The organism is Streptomyces sp. NPDC026206 (assembly GCF_040638465.1).
GTDB lineage: Bacteria > Actinomycetota > Actinomycetes > Streptomycetales > Streptomycetaceae > Streptomyces.
The window spans coordinates 166,274-183,804 of record NZ_JBEZYL010000003.1 but is presented as its reverse complement, the minus strand read 5'-3'; the positions used below and the strand labels follow the sequence as shown (position 1 = coordinate 183,804).

Genomic DNA, 17,531 nt, shown 5'->3' with positions numbered 1-17,531 from the left:
TCGGCGCACTGCCTGATGTGGCGACCCGGCCACAGGCCCGATCCAGCTCTTCTCCGACGTATCCCGGCCAAGTCTGCCCCAGGCAACGGGCACGTCAAGCCGCGTGCCCGTTCCGTGACCGGATGCGCGACAAGCGGTCACGGGATTTGCCTTGCTCGTACCGGTACGGGTTTGATAGCCGGTCATCCCGGACCGGCGCACGGTGCAAAGCCTGTAGCGTGCCCTAGCGGAGCGGCTTTATCGAGTTTCCCCGCGCATTCGCCTCCCACGCGAAGCGGACCAGACACGACGGCGAGGACTGATGGCACAGACGCAGAGCGCCCAGGGTCCATCCGACCCTGACGCCAACGGGGGCGGAATGCCCGATGTGCCTGAAATGTGGGGCAATGGCGGACTGGTCGGGGACGGCCGCTACCGTCTGACCCACCGGCTGGGCCGCGGCGGCATGGCCGAGGTCTTCGCGGCCGAGGACGTGCGCCTGGGCCGTACGGTCGCGGTGAAGCTGCTCCGTTCCGACCTCGCCGAGGACCCGGTCTCCAAGGCCCGCTTCACCCGCGAGGCGCAGTCCGTCGCCGGTCTGAACCACCACTCCGTGGTCGCCGTCTACGACTCCGGCGAGGACACCGTCGGCCGCAACGTCGTGCCGTACATCGTCATGGAGCTGGTTGAAGGCCGCACCATTCGCGACCTCCTGCTCAATGCCGAGGCCCCGCCGCCCGAGCAGGCGCTGATCATCGTCTCGGGTGTGCTGGAGGCGCTGGCCTACAGCCACCAGCACGGCATCGTGCACCGTGACATCAAGCCCGCCAACGTGATCATCACCAACACGGGCGCCGTCAAGGTCATGGACTTCGGCATCGCCCGCGCCCTGCACGGCGCGGCGTCCACCATGACGCAGACCGGCATGGTCATGGGCACCCCGCAGTACCTCTCCCCCGAGCAGGCCCTCGGCAAGACCGTCGACGCCCGCTCGGACCTCTACGCGACCGGCTGCCTGCTGTACGAACTGCTGGCGCTGCGGCCGCCCTTCACCGGCGAGACCCCGCTGTCGGTGGTCTACCAGCACGTCCAGGACACCCCCGTGGCGCCGTCCCAGGTGTCGCAGACGGTGCCGCCGGAGCTGGACGGGCTCGTCATGCGCTCCCTCGCCAAGGACCCGGACGACCGGTTCCAGAGTGCGGAGGAGATGCGCGGACTGGTCCAGTACGCGCTGCAGATGCTGCACGACGCCGGCAGCCACACGGGCGTGTGGAACACCGGCCCGATCGATCACGTCGCCGCGAGCACCCAGGTGCTCGGCGGCATGGGCGGGGGCATCGGCGCCACCACGGCCATGCCGCACCCGCAGCACGGCGACACCTCGCAGCAGCGGATCCTGCCCCGCCGGGGCGGCGACGACGGCGGCTTCGACGGCTACAACGGTGGCCGCGGCGGTCGTGGCGCGGGCGGCGGCAAGGGCAAGGTGTGGCTGGTCGCCGCGCTCGCGCTCATCGCGGTCGTGGCGGGTATCGCGTTCGTACTCAAGCAGGGCGACACCGGCGGCACCAAGGAACAGCCCAGCAACAAGCAGTCCGCCAGTCCGAAGTCCCCCACCCCCAGCACCAGCAGGAGCCCCTCGAAGCACACGGGCCCCACCGCGGACCAGGGCGGCACCACCGGCGGCGAGAACGACGACTGGAACACGCCGGCCGAGCGGACGCGGGAGCCCTCCGGCGAGTCCACCCGGCAGTCCCGTCCCCCGAGCACGGGGCCGACCGGCCAGGCGACGCCGCCGACGAAGCCCCCGACGGAGCCGACCAGCCCGGTGACGGACGACCCGAAGAACCCCACGGGGGGCCCGGCGAGCCCCGGCACCAACCCCGGCGGCACCAGCCTGGGCGCCTCCGGCTGACCCGAAGCCCGGACCCGTCCGGGCCCATCTCTGACCGTCCCGGACCGCCCCCCGGACCAGCCCGGCCGGCCGGTGAGCGCCGGCCCGGTCAGTCGGTGAACGCGGCGCGTACGGATTCGTACGAGCGCGTCCACCACACCGCCAGCGCGGCCGACGCCGGGAAGCCGGGGTCGGCGCGCAGGTCGCCCAGCTGGTAGCGCCAGCGCAGCATCCAGAAGTCGTTGAGCCGCTCCCACCACACCCGGTGCACGGCCGCCGCGAGCTCCGCCGCGTCCGCACCGGTCGCGCGGCGGTAGGCGCGCGCGTACGGCCGTATCTTGGCCAGGTCCAGCGTGCCGTCGGGGCGCAGGAAGAAGATCACCGCGGCTCGTACGGCCTCCTCCGCGCGGGGCTGGACCCCCAGGCGGTCCCAGTCGACGATGGCCGCCGGCTCGCCGCCCCGGTAGAGCAGGTTGAGCGGGTGGAAGTCGCCGTGGACCCAGCCCCGGGCGGGCGTGGCGGCCGCGGGCGGGCGGCGGTGGGCGTGGCGCTCCAGCAGGGCCCGGCGCTCGACGAGGCGGTGCTCGGCCAGCTCGTCGAAGGAGTCGCGGGGCCGGCTGCCCTTGCCCCGGCGGACCAGGCCCAGGAGCTCCTCGATGAGGGTGAAGGTGTCCTCCGGGCGGGCTGCCGTGTCCGAGGGCGCTCCGGGGCCCTTGGCGGCCCCTTCAGGGCCCTCCATGACCTCTTCCAGGCACGTGTGCACATGGCCCAGCAGGGTGCCGAGGCGGCGGGACTGGGCCTCGGTGAGCTCGCCGCCGTCGCGGTGGTGGCCTTCGATCCAGGGGTGGAGGGCGTAGCAGCGGCCGCCCAGGACGGTCACCGTGCTGCCGTCGGCGGTGGCGACGGGCGGGGCCACCGGCAGGCCCAGGGCGCCCAGGCGGCGGGTCACGTCGTGCTGGCGCGCGATGGCGTCGTGGTCGCCGTCGAGGTGGTGCTTGAGGAAGAAGCGGCCACGGGTGGTGGAGAGGCGGTAACCGCGGTTGAGGAGGCCCTCGGTCAGGGTTTCGCAGGAGACGGGTTCGCCGGCGCGGTCGTAGCGGCGCAGCAGGGTGCGCAGGGTGCCGATGTCAGGTCCGATGTGGGATCCGGTGTCGGATGGGGCATCGGTGACAAGTGAGCGCGGCACGCCCCAGATGTTAATTCACGCTGAGTGCACGGCTTGTCGCGCGGGTACACCTTCGAGGTGGTGCAGGGTGATGAACTGGGGTTCTATGCACAGGTATTCGGGAATGAAGGGCGCGTCGTCGGCGGAGTGCGGAGGGCGGCCGAAGAGGGCCAGTTCCGCCGGGCCGGGCTCGAATATCCGTGCCGTGCCGACGAATTGCACGGTCCACACGGACTCGTCGCCCTCGCGCCGGCCGGCGAGGTTGTCGGCGCCGTAGGCCACGACGCTGCCGTCGCAGGCCTGGGCGTAGCCGAAGCCGCCGTGCAGCCGCAGCAGTACGCGGGCGGGGGAGCCGGGGGAGCCGGGTGGGCCGTCGGCGACGATGTGCCGGGCCACGGTGACGAAGGGCAGTGCGCGCATGCTCACGGAGACCCTGCCGTAGGGCGTTCCGCCGAGCAGTTCGAGCGCCCGGAACTCATCGTGTGGTGCGGCTGGCATGGGCACCACTGTGCCCTGCCGCCGTGCGCTCCCGTAGGGGCGCTGGCCCCTGATGGGAGGGCCAAAAGTCCCTCGCGGCGCCCGCTAGCGCTTCTCCGCCTGCAGGCGGGCGACGTAGGCGGCGGCCTGGGAGCGGCGTTCCATGCCGAGCTTGGACAGCAGGCTGGAGACGTAGTTCTTGATGGTCTTCTCGGCCAGGTGCAGCCGCTCGCCGATGACGCGGTTGGTCAGGCCCTCGCCGATCAGATCGAGAATGCGGCGTTCCTGATCGGTCAGGGAGGCGAGCCTGTCGTCCCCCCTGGAGTCCCTGCCCTCGCGCAGCCGCTCCAGCACCCGGGCGGTCGCCACGGGGTCCAGCAGGGATTTGCCGGCGGCCACGTCCCGTACGGCCGAGAGCAGCTCATTGCCGCGAATGGCCTTGAGGACATAACCGGAAGCGCCCGCCATGATCGCGTCGAACAGCGCCTCGTCATCGGCGTAAGAGGTGAGCATCAGGCATTTGATGTTTTCGTCCTGCGAGCGGATCTCACGGCAGACTTCGACTCCGCTGCCATCCGGAAGCCGGATGTCCAGTACGGCCACGTCGGGGCGGGTGGCGGGAATGCGCACGAGTGCGTCCGCGGCGGTACCGGCCTCGCCGACCACCTCGATGTCCTGCTCGACCGAGAGCAGCTCGTGGACGCCGCGACGTACGACTTCATGGTCGTCAAGTAGAAATACCGTGATTTTTCGTTGCTCGCGCACGGTGCCAGTTTCACACATCAAGTCTTCCCCTGCTCTTGTCCGCCGGGATAACGTGCCCCCGTTCCGGCGGCCCGCAAGGCGCTGACCAGTGGATTGGCACCCGCATTGGCTCCAGCTTTCTCGATTTACTTGGAAATCCAAGCAAAATCGCAGGTCAGGCGGGGTTTCGCAGGAATGCCACCCACTGGGTAACGTGCATATTGCAGGCCATTCGCCGGGGCACCTGTCACGCCCGGTTCCGGCCTCGGCACACCCACCCCGTGTGCCGTCGGGGATCGAGCGAGCCTCCCTCCGCCTCACGGCGGCGGGAACCCCTCTGGCCGCCGGCGACCCCGGGGGCCGGACAGACGGAGGAGCACACGTGACCGTGGACAGCACTGCCGCGCGCAAGCCGCGGCGCAGCAGCAAGCGGGCCGGCGCCAAGAAGGACGCCGGTGAGCCCGCACTCGTACAGCTGCTGACGCCGGAGGGCGAGCGGGTCGAGCACCCCGACTACTCCATCGACCTGTCACCCGAGGAACTGCGTGGTCTGTACCGGGACATGGTCCTGACCCGCCGCTTCGACGCCGAGGCGACGACGCTGCAGCGCCAGGGCGAACTGGGTCTGTGGGCCTCCCTGCTGGGCCAGGAGGCCGCGCAGATCGGCTCCGGCCGGGCGACCCGCGACGACGACTACGTCTTCCCGACCTACCGCGAGCACGGCGTGGCCTGGTGCCGCGGGGTCGACCCGACGAACCTGCTGGGCATGTTCCGCGGCGTGAACCACGGCGGCTGGGACCCCAACGAGAACAACTTCCACCTGTACACGATCGTCATCGGCTCGCAGGCGCTGCACGCGACCGGCTACGCCATGGGCATCGCCAAGGACGGCGCCGACTCCGCCGTCATCGCCTACTTCGGCGACGGCGCCTCCAGCCAGGGCGACGTGGCCGAGGCCTTCACCTTCGCCGCCGTCTACAACGCGCCGGTCGTCTTCTTCTGCCAGAACAACCAGTGGGCGATCTCCGAGCCCACCGAGCGGCAGACCCGCGTCCCGCTCTACCAGCGCGCCCAGGGCTACGGCTTCCCCGGCGTGCGGGTGGACGGCAACGACGTGCTGGCCGTGCTCGCCGTCACCCGTGCCGCGCTGGAGCGCGCCCGCACCGGCGAGGGCCCGATGCTGGTCGAGGCGTTCACGTACCGCATGGGCGCCCATACCACCTCGGACGACCCGACGCGCTACCGGCTCGACGAGGAGCGGGTGCTGTGGGAGGCGAAGGACCCCATCCTGCGCCTGCGCGCCTACCTGGAGAAGCAGGGCCTCGCGGACGAGGAGTTCTTCGCCGCGCTGGAGACGGAGAGCGACGCGCTCGCCAAGCGGGTCCGGGACACCGTGCGCACCATGCCCGACCCCGACGACATGGCGATGTTCGAGCACACCTACGCCGACGGGCACGCGCTCGTCGACGAGGAGCGCGCCCAGTTCGCCGCGTACCAGGCTTCGTTCGCTGAGGAGAGCAAGTGACCATGGGCATCGAGAAGCTCACGATCGCCAAGGCGATCAACGCCTCCCTGCGCACCGCCCTGGAGACCGACCCCAAGGTCCTGGTCATGGGCGAGGACGTCGGCAAGCTCGGCGGCGTCTTCCGCGTCACCGACGGGCTGCAGAAGGACTTCGGCGAGGAGCGGGTCATCGACACCCCGCTGGCCGAGTCCGGCATCGTCGGCACGGCCATCGGCCTGGCGCTGCGCGGCTACCGCCCGGTGGTGGAGATCCAGTTCGACGGGTTCGTCTTCCCCGCGTACGACCAGATCGTCACGCAGCTGGCGAAGATGCACGCCCGGGCACTGGGCAAGATCAAGCTGCCCGTCGTCATCCGCATCCCCTACGGCGGCGCCATCGGCGCGGTCGAGCACCACAGCGAGTCCCCCGAGGCGCTGTTCGCGCACGTGGCGGGCCTGAAGGTGATCTCGCCGTCGAACGCCGCCGACGCCTACTGGATGATGCAGCAGGCCGTCGAGAGCGACGACCCGGTCATCTACTTCGAGCCCAAGCGCCGCTACCACGACCGCTCCGAGGTCGACACGACGGCGATCCCGGGCCCGCTGCACGCCGCCCGCACCGTCCGTGAGGGCACCGACCTGACGCTGGCCGCGTACGGGCCGATGGTCAAGACCTGTCTGGAGGCCGCGGCCGCGGCCGCGGAGGAGGGCAAGTCCCTGGAGGTCCTGGACCTCCGGTCGATTTCGCCGATCGACTTCGACGCCGTCCAGCGGTCCGTGGAGAAGACCGGCCGCCTGGTCGTCGTCCACGAGGCCCCGGTCTTCTTCGGCTCGGGCGCCGAGATCGCCGCCCGCATCACCGAGCGCTGCTTCTACCACCTGGAGGCCCCCGTCCTTCGGGTCGGCGGCTACCACGCCCCCTACCCGCCGTCCCGGCTGGAGGACGAGTACCTGCCCGGCCTGGACCGGGTGCTCGACTCCGTCGACCGCGCGCTGGCGTACTAGGGCTGAGGGAGAGTCGTGACAATGACAAGCACCGCCAACACCGGCCTGCGGTTCCGTGAGTTCAAGATGCCCGACGTGGGCGAGGGACTCACCGAGGCCGAGATCCTCAAGTGGTACGTGAGCGTCGGCGACACCGTCTCCGACGGGCAGGTGGTCTGCGAGGTCGAGACCGCCAAGGCGGCCGTCGAGCTGCCGGTCCCCTTCGACGGCGTGGTGCACGAGCTGCGCTTCCCCGAGGGCACGACGGTCGACGTCGGCCAGGTGATCATCTCCGTGGACACGCAGCCCGGGGCGGGGCCCGCGGAGGAGGCCCCCGCCTCGACCGCCGCCCACGCGGAGCAGAGCGCCGCCTCGGCCCTCGCCGAGGAGCCCGAGCCGGAGCAGCAGGGCCGCCAGGCCGTGCTCGTCGGCTACGGCGCCGCGCCGTCCTCGACGAAGCGCAGGCCGCGCAAGGCGCGGCCGGAGACCGGGGCCACCGGTACCGCGGCCGCCGCGGGGCAGGGCGTCCCGGCGCAGGCGGGCGCCTGTGCCGCCGCGCCGCAGGCGTCCTTCGCCACCGCGGTCCGGTCCGAACTGGGCGGCCACGCCGCCCCGGCACCCGCCCCGGCACCCGCCCCCGCGCCGGCCGTCGGCCCCGGCGCACCGGCGACCGGTGCCCGGCCGCTGGCCAAGCCGCCCGTGCGCAAGCTCGCCAAGGACCTCGGCATCGACCTGGCGGCCGTCACTCCCAGCGGCCCGGACGGGATCGTCACCCGCGAGGACGTACACGCCGCCGCGAGCACCACCGCCGCGCCCGCGCAGCCGGTGGCCGGGGAGCAGCCGGCCCCCGCCGTCGCGCCCGCCCTCGCCGCACGGGAGACCCGCATCCCCGTCAAGGGCGTCCGCAAGGCCACCGCCCAGGCCATGGTGGCCAGCGCCTTCACCGCGCCGCACGTCACGGAGTTCGTCACCGTCGACGTCACGCGCACGATGAAGCTCGTCCAGAAGCTCAAGGACGACCCCGACATGGCGGGGCTGCGGGTCAACCCGCTCCTGATCGTCGCCAAGGCCCTGCTCGTGGCGATCAAGCGGAACCCGGACGTCAACGCCGCCTGGGACGAGGAGAACCAGGAGATCGTCCGCAAGGACTACGTCAACCTGGGCATCGCCGCGGCCACCCCGCGCGGCCTGATCGTGCCGAACATCAAGGAGGCCCAGGCCAAGGCGCTGCCCGAGCTGTCGCAGGCCCTGGCCGACCTGGTCGCCACGGCACGCGAGGGCAGGACCTCACCCGCCGAGATGTCGGGCGGCACGGTCACCATCACCAACGTCGGGGTCTTCGGCATCGACACCGGCACGCCCATCCTCAACCCGGGCGAGTCCGCGATCCTCGCCTTCGGCGCGATCAAGCTCCAGCCGTGGGTGCACAAGGGCAAGGTCAAGCCGCGCCATGTCACCACGCTGGCGCTCTCCTTCGACCACCGCCTCGTCGACGGCGAGCTGGGCTCCAAGGTCCTCGCCGACATCGCGGCCGTCCTGGAGGACCCGCAGCGCCTGATCACCTGGGCGTGAACCCCCTGCGCGGCCCGCACCCCCGTGACGGGCCGCGCAGGACAGAGGGCCCGGACAAATCTCTCCTCACCCCCCTCCAGTGAGGAGAGAGTGGCTGTCCGGGCCCTCTGTCTGTGTACGGAGCGGCCTCGGGATACACCCCGCCCCTGGTCCGGAGGTGGAATGGCCCGTGCTGTGCAATTTACTTAACATTGAGCGACACTTGCAGTGTCGGAATTGGAGGCCGCGGTGGACCGCGTGGATGGCGAATCCATCAGCCGTCTGCTCCGTGGCTGGCGCGGCCGGATCGACGCACGGACCGTCCGCGAGCTGCGGGGGGTGTTTCCGCGCCCCGGCCGGCGGCTCTCCCAGGCGCATGTCGCCCGGATGACGGGAGTCAGCGAGGGCTGGTACCGGGCGCTGGAGGCGGGCCGGCGCCAGGACTTCTCCGAGAGCTTCCTGCTGCGCGTCGCACGGGCCCTGCGGCTGAGCGAGGCGGAGACCCTCACCCTCTTCCTCGCCGTCTGCGGCCGAAGACCCCCCGAGGCGGACCGCGAGCAGACCGACCTGCCGCCGGGCGTCAAGGCGCTGCTGGAGCAGCAGGTCTCCTACCCCGCGTACCTCTCCGACCTGGCCTGGAACGTCGTGGCGGCCAACTCCCTCATGGGCGAGTGGTTCCCCTGGGTCCGCCGCCCCCGCCCCAACCTCATGCGCTGGGCGCTGCTGCACCCCGAGGCCCGCGAGCAGATGCTCGACTGGGAGGACAGCTGCGCCCGCATCTACCTCGCCATGCTCCGCGTCGCCGCCAACAGCAACCCCGGCAACGAGGAACTGCGCGCCCTCGTCGGGGAGATCCTCGACAGCGACGCGGACTGCCGGCGCATATGGAGCGAGGAGTACGACGTGGTCGAGCACCGCGACGGCCATGTCTTCCGGCTCCGCCTGCCCTACCACGGCAGCGCGGAGATACGGGTGACGAGCCATGTCCTGCTGCCCATACAGCGCCCGGATCTGCGGTTCGTCTTCATCACCCCCGTCGACGGCTGGGCGGGCGTGTAAGCCCGCACCGGACATCACGACGGCGATCGTCCGGATCGCGGACAGGGCCTCATCAGGCATCTGTGTTGTATCTATGCTGTGCGCATGCCATGCGCGCCCGCCGTCCCCTCCGTCCAGGGCAGAGCGCCCGCTGCCGCCGAGCGCGTGTACGCGCACGTCAAGGACGCCGTACTGCAACGGCGTTACGAAGGCGGCACACTCCTCACCGAAGGCGACCTGGCCGAGGCCGTCGGGGTCTCCCGCACCCCCGTGCGCGAAGCGCTGCTGCGGCTGGAGGCGGAGGGGCTGCTCAAGCTCTACCCCAAGAAGGGCGCGCTCGTCCTCGCCGTGTCCGCACAGGAGATCGCGGACGTGGTGGAGACCCGGCTGCTGGTCGAGAAGTACGCGGCCGCCAAGGCCGTACCCGCCCCGCCGGCGCTGCTGGCCCGGCTGGAGGAACTGGTCGAGGACATGCGGCGGCAGGCCGCCACCGGCGACCTCGCCGCGGTCTCCCTCAGCGACCGCGCCTTCCACGCCGAGATCGTCCGCAGCGCGGGCAACCGCATCCTGTCCGGCCTCTACGAACAGCTCAGGGACCGCCAGCTGCGCATGGGCGTGGCCGTCATGCACGCGCACCCCGACCGCATCGCCAAGAACATCGCCGAACACACCGAGATCCTGGAGGCCCTGCGCTCCGGGGACGCCGCGGCGGCCACCGACGTCGTCGACCGGCACGTCAGTTGGGTACGCAACCTGGCCCGGGGGGACACCCGATGAGCTCTGGCCCCACAGCACTGCCCGGCGACCCTCCCGGCGGCCGCCGGGCCATGGCCGTCTGGGGCATCGGCGTCGCGGTCTACTTCGTCGCCATCACCTTCCGCACCAGCCTCGGCGTCGCCGGCATCGACGCCACCGAGCGCTTCCGCATAGGCGCCTCGGCCCTCTCGACGTTCTCCGTCCTCCAGTTGCTCGTCTACGCGGGCATGCAGATACCCGTCGGCCTGATGGTCGACCGGCTGGGCACCAGGAAGGTGCTGGCCCTGGGCGTCGTCCTGTTCACCACGGCCCAGTCCGGCTTCGCCTTCTCCCACTCCTACGGCACGGCCCTCGCCTGCCGCGCCCTGCTCGGCTGCGGCGACGCAATGACGTTCATCAGCGTGCTGCGCCTGGGCGCCCGCTGGTTCCCCGCCCGCAACGGCCCGATGATCGCGCAGGTCGCGGCCCTGTTCGGGATGGCGGGCAACCTCATCTCCACGATCGTGCTCGCCCGGCTGCTGCACAGCGCCGGCTGGACGGCCACGTTCGCGGGCAGCGCGGGCGCGGGCCTGGTCGTCCTCGGCCTGCTGCTGGCCTTCCTCAAGGACCACCCCGAGGGCTGCGAACCCGCCGCCGGGCCCCGCCCCGGCAAGGGCTTCGTGCGGCAGCAGATCCTCCGGGCCTGGCACGAGCCCGGCACCCGGCTGGGGATGTGGGTGCACTTCACCACCCAGTTCCCGGCGATGGTCTTCCTGCTGCTGTGGGGGATGCCGTTCCTGGTGGAGGCCCAGGGGCTGGCGCGGGGGACGGCGGGCTCCCTGCTGACGCTCGTCGTCCTGGTGAACATGGCCGTCGGGCTCGTCTACGGGCAGATCATCGGCCGCCACCACGCGGCCCGGCTGCCGCTCGCCCTCGGCACGCTGGGGGCCACGGCCCTGCTGTGGGCGGCGGTCGTCGCCTGGCCCGGGACACACGCGCCCATGTGGCTGCTGATCACCCTGTGCACGGTGCTGGGCGCCTGCGGCCCCGCCTCGATGATCGGCTTCGACTTCGCGCGCCCCGCCAACCCGCCCGAGCGGCAGGGCACCGCCTCCGGCATCGTCAACATGGGCGGCTTCATCGCCTCCATCACCACACTGCTGGCCGTGGGCCTCCTGCTGGACACCACCGGCGGCGACTACCGGACCGCCTTCGCCTCCGTCTTCGTACTGCAGGCACTGGGGCTGTCGCAGATCCTGCGCCTGAGGGGCCGGACCGAACGGCGCGAACGCGAGCGGATCGTCGTCTCCCGCGTCGAGACCGTGCACGTACCGGTGCGCCCGGACGGCGGCGGCCTCAGGGCGTGACGGCGAACTCCCGCAGGATCGCCCCCGCCAGCGCCTGATCCCCCTCCACCTTGATGCGGTCCGCCACCGCCTCCGGCCGCACCCGCCCGCACGCCAGCCGGGCGTACGTCTCCCAGTCCAGCCCGAACGTCACCGCCGGCCCCAGCGAGACGGTGCTCTCCAGCGACCCCTTGCCCTGCGGGCCCACCCGCACGGTCCGCAGGAACTCCAGCGGGCCGTGCACATCGAAGACGACCGTCGAACCCGGCCGCGCCCCCGCGCCCTGGGCCACCACCCCGGGCAGCGCGAGCAGCAGGAAGTCCCGGGTGAGGGCCGCTGCCGGCGAGTCCAGGTTCCCCGGCATGCCCAGGGCGCGGCGCAGGTCCTGCTCGTGCGTCCAGACGTCGAAGGCCCGCAGCATCAGCGTCCGTTCGAGGGTCCGCTCGGTGGTGGTGCCCAGCGGCCAGCGCACCGGCGTCTGCGGCGGACGCTGATCGTTGCGCAGCTGTCGCGAACGCCGGATGATCGTGTACTCGAGCTCCGAGGTCATCTCCGGCGCCGTGTGACAGCGCCGCACATCGACCTGGACCTCGATGTAGCGCGAGAACTCGTCGGTGACGTGCCGCAGATCGCGCGGCAGCGTGTGAATGGGCCTGGGGTCGCCCAGCATTTCGCACTCGATCCCGATGACATGCGAGACCACATCGCGCACCGACCAGCCAGGGCACTCGGTGGCCCGGTTCCAGTCGCTCTCGGCAAGAAGTTTGACCAACTCGTTGATGGATTCGATGGAGTGGGTCCAGGCGTCGATCGCGGGCTGAAGGCTGGGATGGACTGTCACGGGCTGATCCCTCGGGCGTTGCTGGCGGCAGGGCGGATGCGTACGTACGAGCGAGGCAAGTGCTGTCTGGGGCCTATGCCGTTAAGTTACGCTGCGGACGGTCGCCTCGGCAGAGGTTTCGTGTGAGGGATGCGGAGAGTGGTGGTACTGTGCGCGCCTCGTTGATCCAGTTCGGCGTGGATCCCGAAGAGCCCGTCGACGCGCGCCGCGAGCGCGCGGCCCGGCTGGTGCGCGAACAGCGCGGCAGCGACCTCGTGGTGCTCCCGGAGCTCTGGCCCGTCGGCGCCTTCGCCTACGAGTCCTTCGCCGCCGAGGCCGAGCCGCTGGACGGCCCGACCGCCGACGCCATGGCGCGGGCCGCCCGCGACGCGGGCGTCTGGCTGCACGCGGGCTCGATCGTGGAACGGGACCCGGGCGGCCCGCTCTACAACACCTCCCTCGTCTTCTCCCCCTCCGGCGACCTCGTCCACACCTACCGCAAGATCCACCGCTTCGGCTTCGACAAGGGCGAGGCCGTCCTCATGGGCGCCGGCACCGAGCCCGTCACCGTGCGCCTGCCGCAGACCACGCTGGGCCTGGCCACCTGCTACGACCTGCGCTTCCCCGAACTGTTCCGCGCCCTGGTCGACGCGGGCGCGCAGCTCTTCGTCGTCCCCGCGGGCTGGCCCGCCCGCCGGCGCGAGCACTGGACGCTGCTGGCCCGGGCACGCGCCGTGGAGAACCAGGCCTATGTCCTGGCCTGCGACACCGCCGGCACCCACGGCGGCGTGGAACAGGCCGGCCACAGCATCGTCGTCGACCCCTGGGGCGAGGTCCTGGCCGAGGCGGGCCCGGGCGAGGAGATCCTCACCGTGGACCTCGACCCGGCACGCGTGACCAAGACCCGCGAGGAGTTCCCGGCACTGAAGGACCGGGTGCTGAAGTCCAGCCCGTCCGGCGTTTGAGGACAACGCGGCCGGAGGTCGTGTGCGCGAAGCCGGAATAGCCGCACCGACCGTTGATGTTTGAATGGGGCATGGCCCCACACGCACGCGTCCGCGCCCCCGAACTCATCGGCAAGGGCGGCTGGCTGAACACCGGCGACAACGACCTCACCCTCGCTGACCTCCGAGGACGCGTTGTCATTCTGGACTTTTGGACGTTTTGCTGTGTGAACTGCCTGCATGTCCTCGACGAGCTGCGCGAGCTGGAGGACAAGCACCGCGACACCGTCGTGATCATCGGCGTGCACTCGCCGAAGTTCGTGCACGAGGCCGACCATCAGGCCGTCGTCGACGCCGTCGAGCGGTACGAGGTGCACCACCCCGTCCTGGACGACCCCGAGCTCGCGACCTGGAAGCAGTACGCCGTCCGCGCCTGGCCCACGCTCGTCGTCATCGACCCCGAGGGCTACATCGTGGCCCAGCACGCGGGCGAGGGCCATGCCCACGCCCTGGAGACGCTCGTCGCGGAGCTGGAGGCCGAGCACGAGGCCAAGGGCACCCTGCGGCGTGGCGACACACCGTACGTCGCCCCCGAGCCGGTCGCCACGGACCTGCGTTTCCCCGGCAAGGCACTGCTGCTGCCGTCCGGGAACTTCCTGGTGTCCGACTCCACCCGGCACCAGCTGGTCGAGCTGGAGGCCGACGGCGAGACGGTCGTGCGCCGCGTCGGCAGCGGGGAGCGCGGCTTCGGGGACGACAGCTTCAGTGAGCCGCAGGGGCTCGCGCTGCTGCCCGACGGCAGGGTCGTCGTCGCCGACACCGTCAACCACGCGCTGCGCACCTACGACCCGGCGACGGGCACGGTCGGGACGATCGCGGGCACCGGACGGCAGTGGATGCAGGGCTCGCCCACCTCCGGGCCCGCCCTCGAGGTCTCGCTCTCCTCGCCCTGGGACGTGGCCTGGTTCGCGGACCGGGTGTGGATCGCCATGGCCGGCGTCCACCAGCTGTGGACGTACGACCCGGCGGCCGGGACCGTCGAGGTGGCGGCCGGCACGACGAACGAGGGCCTGGTGGACGGGCCGGCGGCCGAGGCGTGGTTCGCCCAGCCGTCCGGGCTCGCCGCGACCGCCGACCGGCTGTGGGTCGCCGACTCCGAGACCTCGGCGCTGCGCTTCGTCGAACGGGACGGCGGGACATTCGCCGTCCGTACGGCCGTGGGCACCGGGCTCTTCGACTTCGGGCACCGCGACGGCGACGCCGCCCAGGCGCTGCTGCAGCACCCGCTCGGGGTCACCGCCCTGCCCGACGGCTCGGTGGCCGTCTCCGACACCTACAACCACGCGCTGCGCCGCTACGACCCGGCGACGGGCGAGGTGACCACGCTCGCGACGGACCTGCGGGAGCCTTCGGACGCCGTCCTCGTGGAGGGCGACATCGTCGTCGTCGAGTCGGCCCGGCACCGCCTGACGCGGCTGCGGCTGCCGGAGGAGGCGGTACGGGTGGAGTCCGTGGCGCACCGCACGCAGCGGGAGGCGACGGAGGTGGCCCCCGGGACGCTGGTGCTGGACGTGGTCTTCCAGGCGCCCGCCGGGCAGAAGCTGGACACGCGCTACGGGCCCTCCACGCGTCTGCTCGTCAGCTCGACGCCGCCCGGCCTGCTCGCGGAGGGTGCGGGCCAGGGCACGGACCTGCGCCGTGAGCTGGTGCTGGCGGACGGGGAGAGCGAGGGCGTGCTGCACGTCTCCGCGATGGCCGCGTCGTGCGACGACGACCCGGCCAACGAATACCCCGCCTGCCATGTCCACCAGCAGGACTGGGGTGTTCCGGTGCGGGTGACCGCCGGCGGTGTGCGCCGGCTGCCGCTGGTACTGGCGGGCCTCGACGGCTGACCGGCCGGCCCGCGCGGCCGGTGGCCGCTCAGCGGACGAACCGGTGGTCCTCCTCGACGACGGGGGCCGCCGGGGGCGGCGGTTGGACCCTGCGTCGCTTGAAGATGCTGACGTAGGCACTCAGACCCAGAATGCCGGCTGCCATGAGGATGAGGCCCACGAGGGTGACGTTCATGCCCTGCATGTGCCAGTCGACCGCGAAGGTGAGGATGCCCCCCGCCGCGATCAGAGCGATGCACCATCCCATGCCCATGGGGAAACGCCTCCCGAGGTGATCGGCCGTGCCGGCGGGCCGACAGGCTCACCGGCTGGGCACGATCCGGGTACCCCGGACCCGGGCGGTCAATCACCGCCCGGCCGGGCGGCGGTGCTCACCACTCGAGCGCGATGGCCTCGGCATCCACCCAGTACGTCGTACGGGCCGAGTCGTCGACGTGCAGTGTTCCGCCCGGCAGGGCGGGCTGGGCCTTGGTGCCCGCGAGGGGCCGGCCCTTGAGGTCCTGGAAGGTGACCGTGAGCTGCTTGACGTCGCGGCCCTTGCCGCCCGAGCCGCTCGCGGAGGAGGCCGTGATCCCGGCGTAGGCGGACTTGCCGGGGCGGACCATGATCCTGTCCTGCGTCCGGCTCTCCTCGACCACATTGGCCGTGGCCTGGTCCTGGTCGAAGCGGAGGAACGGGAAGCCGTCGACGAGGCAGAGCTTGTCGGAGGTGTTCGTCGCCACCAGCAGGACGTGGTTGACGGGGGACTTCACCGGCCTGACCTCGATCTTGAGGGCGCCGTCGCAGAGGCCGCTCGTTCCGGGCGACTTGGCGTCGTCGCCGGCCTCGTCGCCGGGGGCCTCGTCGCCGTCCTTGTCGCCGTTCTTGTCGCCGCTGTCGGTGTCGCCGCCGGCCGCCGGGGTGGCGGATGCCGGCGCGTCGGATGCGGCGGCCTTGTCCTTCTTGCCGCCCTCACCGCCGCTTTCGCAGGCGGTGAGGGTCAGGGCGGCCACGGCGGCGAGCGCGGCGGCGGTCCGCAGGGTGCGGGTGTTCATGGTGCTTCCCCCGGTGGGCTGTTCGGTGTGCAGAGCGTCCGGAGGCTGTATATCAGCCCTCCAGAAAGGCCGTCAGGGCGGAGGCCAGCAGGTGGGGGTCCTGCGCGCCGCACAGCTCGCGCGCGGAGTGCATCGAGAGGATCGCGACGCCGATGTCGACCGTGGCGATGCCGTGCCGGGCGGCGGTGATCGGCCCGATGGTCGTGCCGCAGGCCACGGAGTTGTTGGAGACGAAGTGCTGCCAGGGCACGCCCGCCCGCTCGCAGGCGGCGGCGAACACGGCCCGGCCGCTGCCGTCGGTGGCGTAGCGCTGGTTGACGTTGACCTTGAGGATCGGGCCGCCGTTGGGCATGGGGTGGTGGCCCGGCTCGTGCCGCTCGGCGTAGTTGGGGTGCACGGCGTGGCCGGTGTCGGAGGACAGGCAGACGGTGCCGGCGAAGGCGCGGGCCTTGTCCTCGTACGTACCGCCGCGTGCGAAGACGGACCGTTCCAGGACGTTGCCGAGCAGGGGGCCTTCGGCGCCGGTGTCGGACTGGCTGCCGTTCTCCTCGTGGTCGAAGGCGGCCAGGACCGGGATGGAGGTGAGGCCGTCGGCGGGGCCGGTCGCGGCGGCGGTGAGGGCGGCGATGCCGGCGTGTACGGACAGCAGGTTGTCCATGCGGGGGCCGGCCAGCAGCTCGCGGTCGCGGCCGAGGTAGGCGGGTGCCTCGACGCTGTGCACCATCAGGTCCCAGCCGCTGATCTGCCCGGCGTCCAGGCCGGTTTCCTCGGCGACGAAGCGGATGAGGTCGCCCTCGGCGACGTCGCCCAGGCCCCAGATGGGCGTCATGTGGCGCTGCTTGTCGAGCTTGAGGCCGTCCTGGTTGACGCCGCGGTCGAGGTGGACGGCCAGCTGCGGTACGCGCAGCAGCGGACGGTCGACGTTGACGAGGTGGTGGCTGCCGTCCCGCAGGGTGACCCGGCCGGACAGGCCGAGGTCGCGGTCGAGCCAGGTGTTGAGGAGCGTGCCGCCGTAGAGCTCGACGGCGACCTGCCGCCAGCCGTGCGCCCCGGTGTCGGGCAGCGGCTTGACGCGCAGGTTGGGGGAGTCGGTGTGGGCCCCGATGATGCGGAACGGGGTGGCGGCGCCCGCCCCCTCGGGGACGTACCAGGCGATGATGGCGCCGCCGCGCAGCACGTACTTGCCGCCGGTCTGCCCGTCCCAGGCGTCGGTCTCCGCGACCTGGCGGAAACCGGCCTTCTCCAGCCGCTCGGCGGTGTTCGCCACCGCGTGGTACGGCGACGGGCTGGCCGCGAGGAAGGTCATCAGGTCGTCGGTGTGGCCGCGGTCGAAGCGGTGCGCAGAGCTCATTCGTTCAGGATAAGGATCAGGGCAAGAGCCGGGCGGCCTTTCGGCGCCCGGCTCCTGCCCCTTGAGCCTGTGTGTTC

The 17,531-nt window shown here is 71.8% G+C and carries 16 protein-coding genes; 9 read left to right on the top strand and 7 right to left on the bottom strand.

Going from position 1 to position 17,531, the window contains the following annotated elements; genetic code table 11:
• The first annotated feature begins 301 nt into the window (after nucleotides 1-301).
• The gene (locus AB0F13_RS07180) at nucleotides 302-1,891 is read left to right on the top strand and encodes a protein kinase (RefSeq protein WP_362076519.1); all 1,590 of its coding nucleotides are present in this window, start codon (nucleotides 302-304) and stop codon (nucleotides 1,889-1,891) included.
• 88 nt (nucleotides 1,892-1,979) lie between these two features.
• Here AB0F13_RS07180 and AB0F13_RS07175 read toward each other — a convergent pair whose 3' ends face one another.
• The 3 genes from AB0F13_RS07175 to AB0F13_RS07165 form a co-directional block, all read right to left on the bottom strand.
• On the bottom strand, nucleotides 1,980-3,008 hold the full coding sequence (locus AB0F13_RS07175; RefSeq protein WP_362077186.1) for a phosphotransferase: 1,029 nt from the start codon (nucleotides 3,006-3,008) through the stop codon (nucleotides 1,980-1,982).
• Nucleotides 3,009-3,071: 63 nt separating this feature from the next.
• On the bottom strand, nucleotides 3,072-3,533 hold the full coding sequence (locus AB0F13_RS07170; protein ID WP_362076516.1) for a pyridoxamine 5'-phosphate oxidase family protein: 462 nt from the start codon (nucleotides 3,531-3,533) through the stop codon (nucleotides 3,072-3,074).
• An 84-nt stretch (nucleotides 3,534-3,617) separates the two neighbouring features.
• Entirely contained in the window at nucleotides 3,618-4,277 is a 660-nt protein-coding gene (locus AB0F13_RS07165) for a response regulator transcription factor (protein ID WP_362076513.1), read from the bottom strand.
• A gap of 361 nt (nucleotides 4,278-4,638) precedes the next feature.
• On the opposite strand from AB0F13_RS07165, the gene pdhA reads away from it, so the two are divergent.
• The 6 genes from pdhA (at nucleotide 4,639) to AB0F13_RS07135 (ending at nucleotide 11,434) form a co-directional block, all read left to right on the top strand.
• The gene (pdhA, locus tag AB0F13_RS07160; RefSeq protein WP_362076510.1) at nucleotides 4,639-5,781 is read left to right on the top strand and encodes a pyruvate dehydrogenase (acetyl-transferring) E1 component subunit alpha; all 1,143 of its coding nucleotides are present in this window, start codon (nucleotides 4,639-4,641) and stop codon (nucleotides 5,779-5,781) included.
• 2 nt (nucleotides 5,782-5,783) lie between these two features.
• The gene (locus AB0F13_RS07155) at nucleotides 5,784-6,764 is read left to right on the top strand and encodes an alpha-ketoacid dehydrogenase subunit beta (RefSeq protein WP_362077183.1); all 981 of its coding nucleotides are present in this window, start codon (nucleotides 5,784-5,786) and stop codon (nucleotides 6,762-6,764) included.
• Nucleotides 6,765-6,785: 21 nt separating this feature from the next.
• Nucleotides 6,786-8,315: a dihydrolipoamide acetyltransferase family protein gene (locus AB0F13_RS07150; RefSeq protein ID WP_362076507.1), complete on the top strand. Its 1,530-nt coding sequence runs from the start codon at nucleotides 6,786-6,788 to the stop codon at nucleotides 8,313-8,315.
• Between the two features lie 228 nt (nucleotides 8,316-8,543).
• Nucleotides 8,544-9,353, top strand: coding sequence for a helix-turn-helix transcriptional regulator (locus tag AB0F13_RS07145; protein ID WP_362076504.1), 810 nt, complete (start codon nucleotides 8,544-8,546; stop codon nucleotides 9,351-9,353).
• Nucleotides 9,354-9,437: 84 nt separating this feature from the next.
• Nucleotides 9,438-10,109, top strand: coding sequence for a GntR family transcriptional regulator (locus AB0F13_RS07140; protein WP_362076501.1), 672 nt, complete (start codon nucleotides 9,438-9,440; stop codon nucleotides 10,107-10,109).
• Nucleotides 10,106-11,434, top strand: a complete 1,329-nt coding sequence (locus tag AB0F13_RS07135) for an MFS transporter (protein ID WP_362076498.1) — start codon at nucleotides 10,106-10,108, stop codon at nucleotides 11,432-11,434. Before AB0F13_RS07140 ends, AB0F13_RS07135 begins: the two co-directional genes overlap by 4 nt.
• Here the strand turns inward: AB0F13_RS07135 and AB0F13_RS07130 are convergent.
• Entirely contained in the window at nucleotides 11,424-12,254 is an 831-nt protein-coding gene (locus AB0F13_RS07130; RefSeq protein WP_362076495.1) for a maleylpyruvate isomerase family mycothiol-dependent enzyme, read from the bottom strand. The two genes, AB0F13_RS07135 and AB0F13_RS07130, sit on opposite strands and share 11 nt — an antisense overlap.
• A 149-nt stretch (nucleotides 12,255-12,403) precedes the next feature.
• Between AB0F13_RS07130 and AB0F13_RS07125 the strand changes: the two genes are divergently transcribed.
• Both AB0F13_RS07125 and AB0F13_RS07120 read left to right on the top strand, forming a co-directional pair.
• Nucleotides 12,404-13,198 carry a carbon-nitrogen family hydrolase gene (locus tag AB0F13_RS07125; protein WP_362076492.1) on the top strand — a complete coding sequence of 265 codons (795 nt, stop codon included), beginning with the start codon at nucleotides 12,404-12,406 and terminating at the stop codon, nucleotides 13,196-13,198.
• Nucleotides 13,199-13,269: 71 nt separating this feature from the next.
• A complete protein-coding gene (locus AB0F13_RS07120; protein ID WP_362076489.1) occupies nucleotides 13,270-15,069 on the top strand; it encodes an NHL domain-containing thioredoxin family protein in 1,800 nt (599 codons plus the stop codon).
• A 28-nt stretch (nucleotides 15,070-15,097) separates the two neighbouring features.
• Here AB0F13_RS07120 and AB0F13_RS07115 read toward each other — a convergent pair whose 3' ends face one another.
• The 3 genes from AB0F13_RS07115 to AB0F13_RS07105 all read right to left on the bottom strand — a co-directional run bounded on the left by AB0F13_RS07115 (nucleotide 15,098) and on the right by AB0F13_RS07105 (nucleotide 17,454).
• Nucleotides 15,098-15,322, bottom strand: a complete 225-nt coding sequence (locus AB0F13_RS07115; RefSeq protein ID WP_362076486.1) for a hypothetical protein — start codon at nucleotides 15,320-15,322, stop codon at nucleotides 15,098-15,100.
• A 118-nt stretch (nucleotides 15,323-15,440) separates the two neighbouring features.
• Nucleotides 15,441-16,103, bottom strand: a complete 663-nt coding sequence (locus AB0F13_RS07110; RefSeq protein ID WP_362076483.1) for a DUF4232 domain-containing protein — start codon at nucleotides 16,101-16,103, stop codon at nucleotides 15,441-15,443.
• Between the two features lie 52 nt (nucleotides 16,104-16,155).
• Entirely contained in the window at nucleotides 16,156-17,454 is a 1,299-nt protein-coding gene (locus tag AB0F13_RS07105; RefSeq protein WP_362076481.1) for a M18 family aminopeptidase, read from the bottom strand.
• Nucleotides 17,455-17,531: the final 77 nt, after the last annotated feature.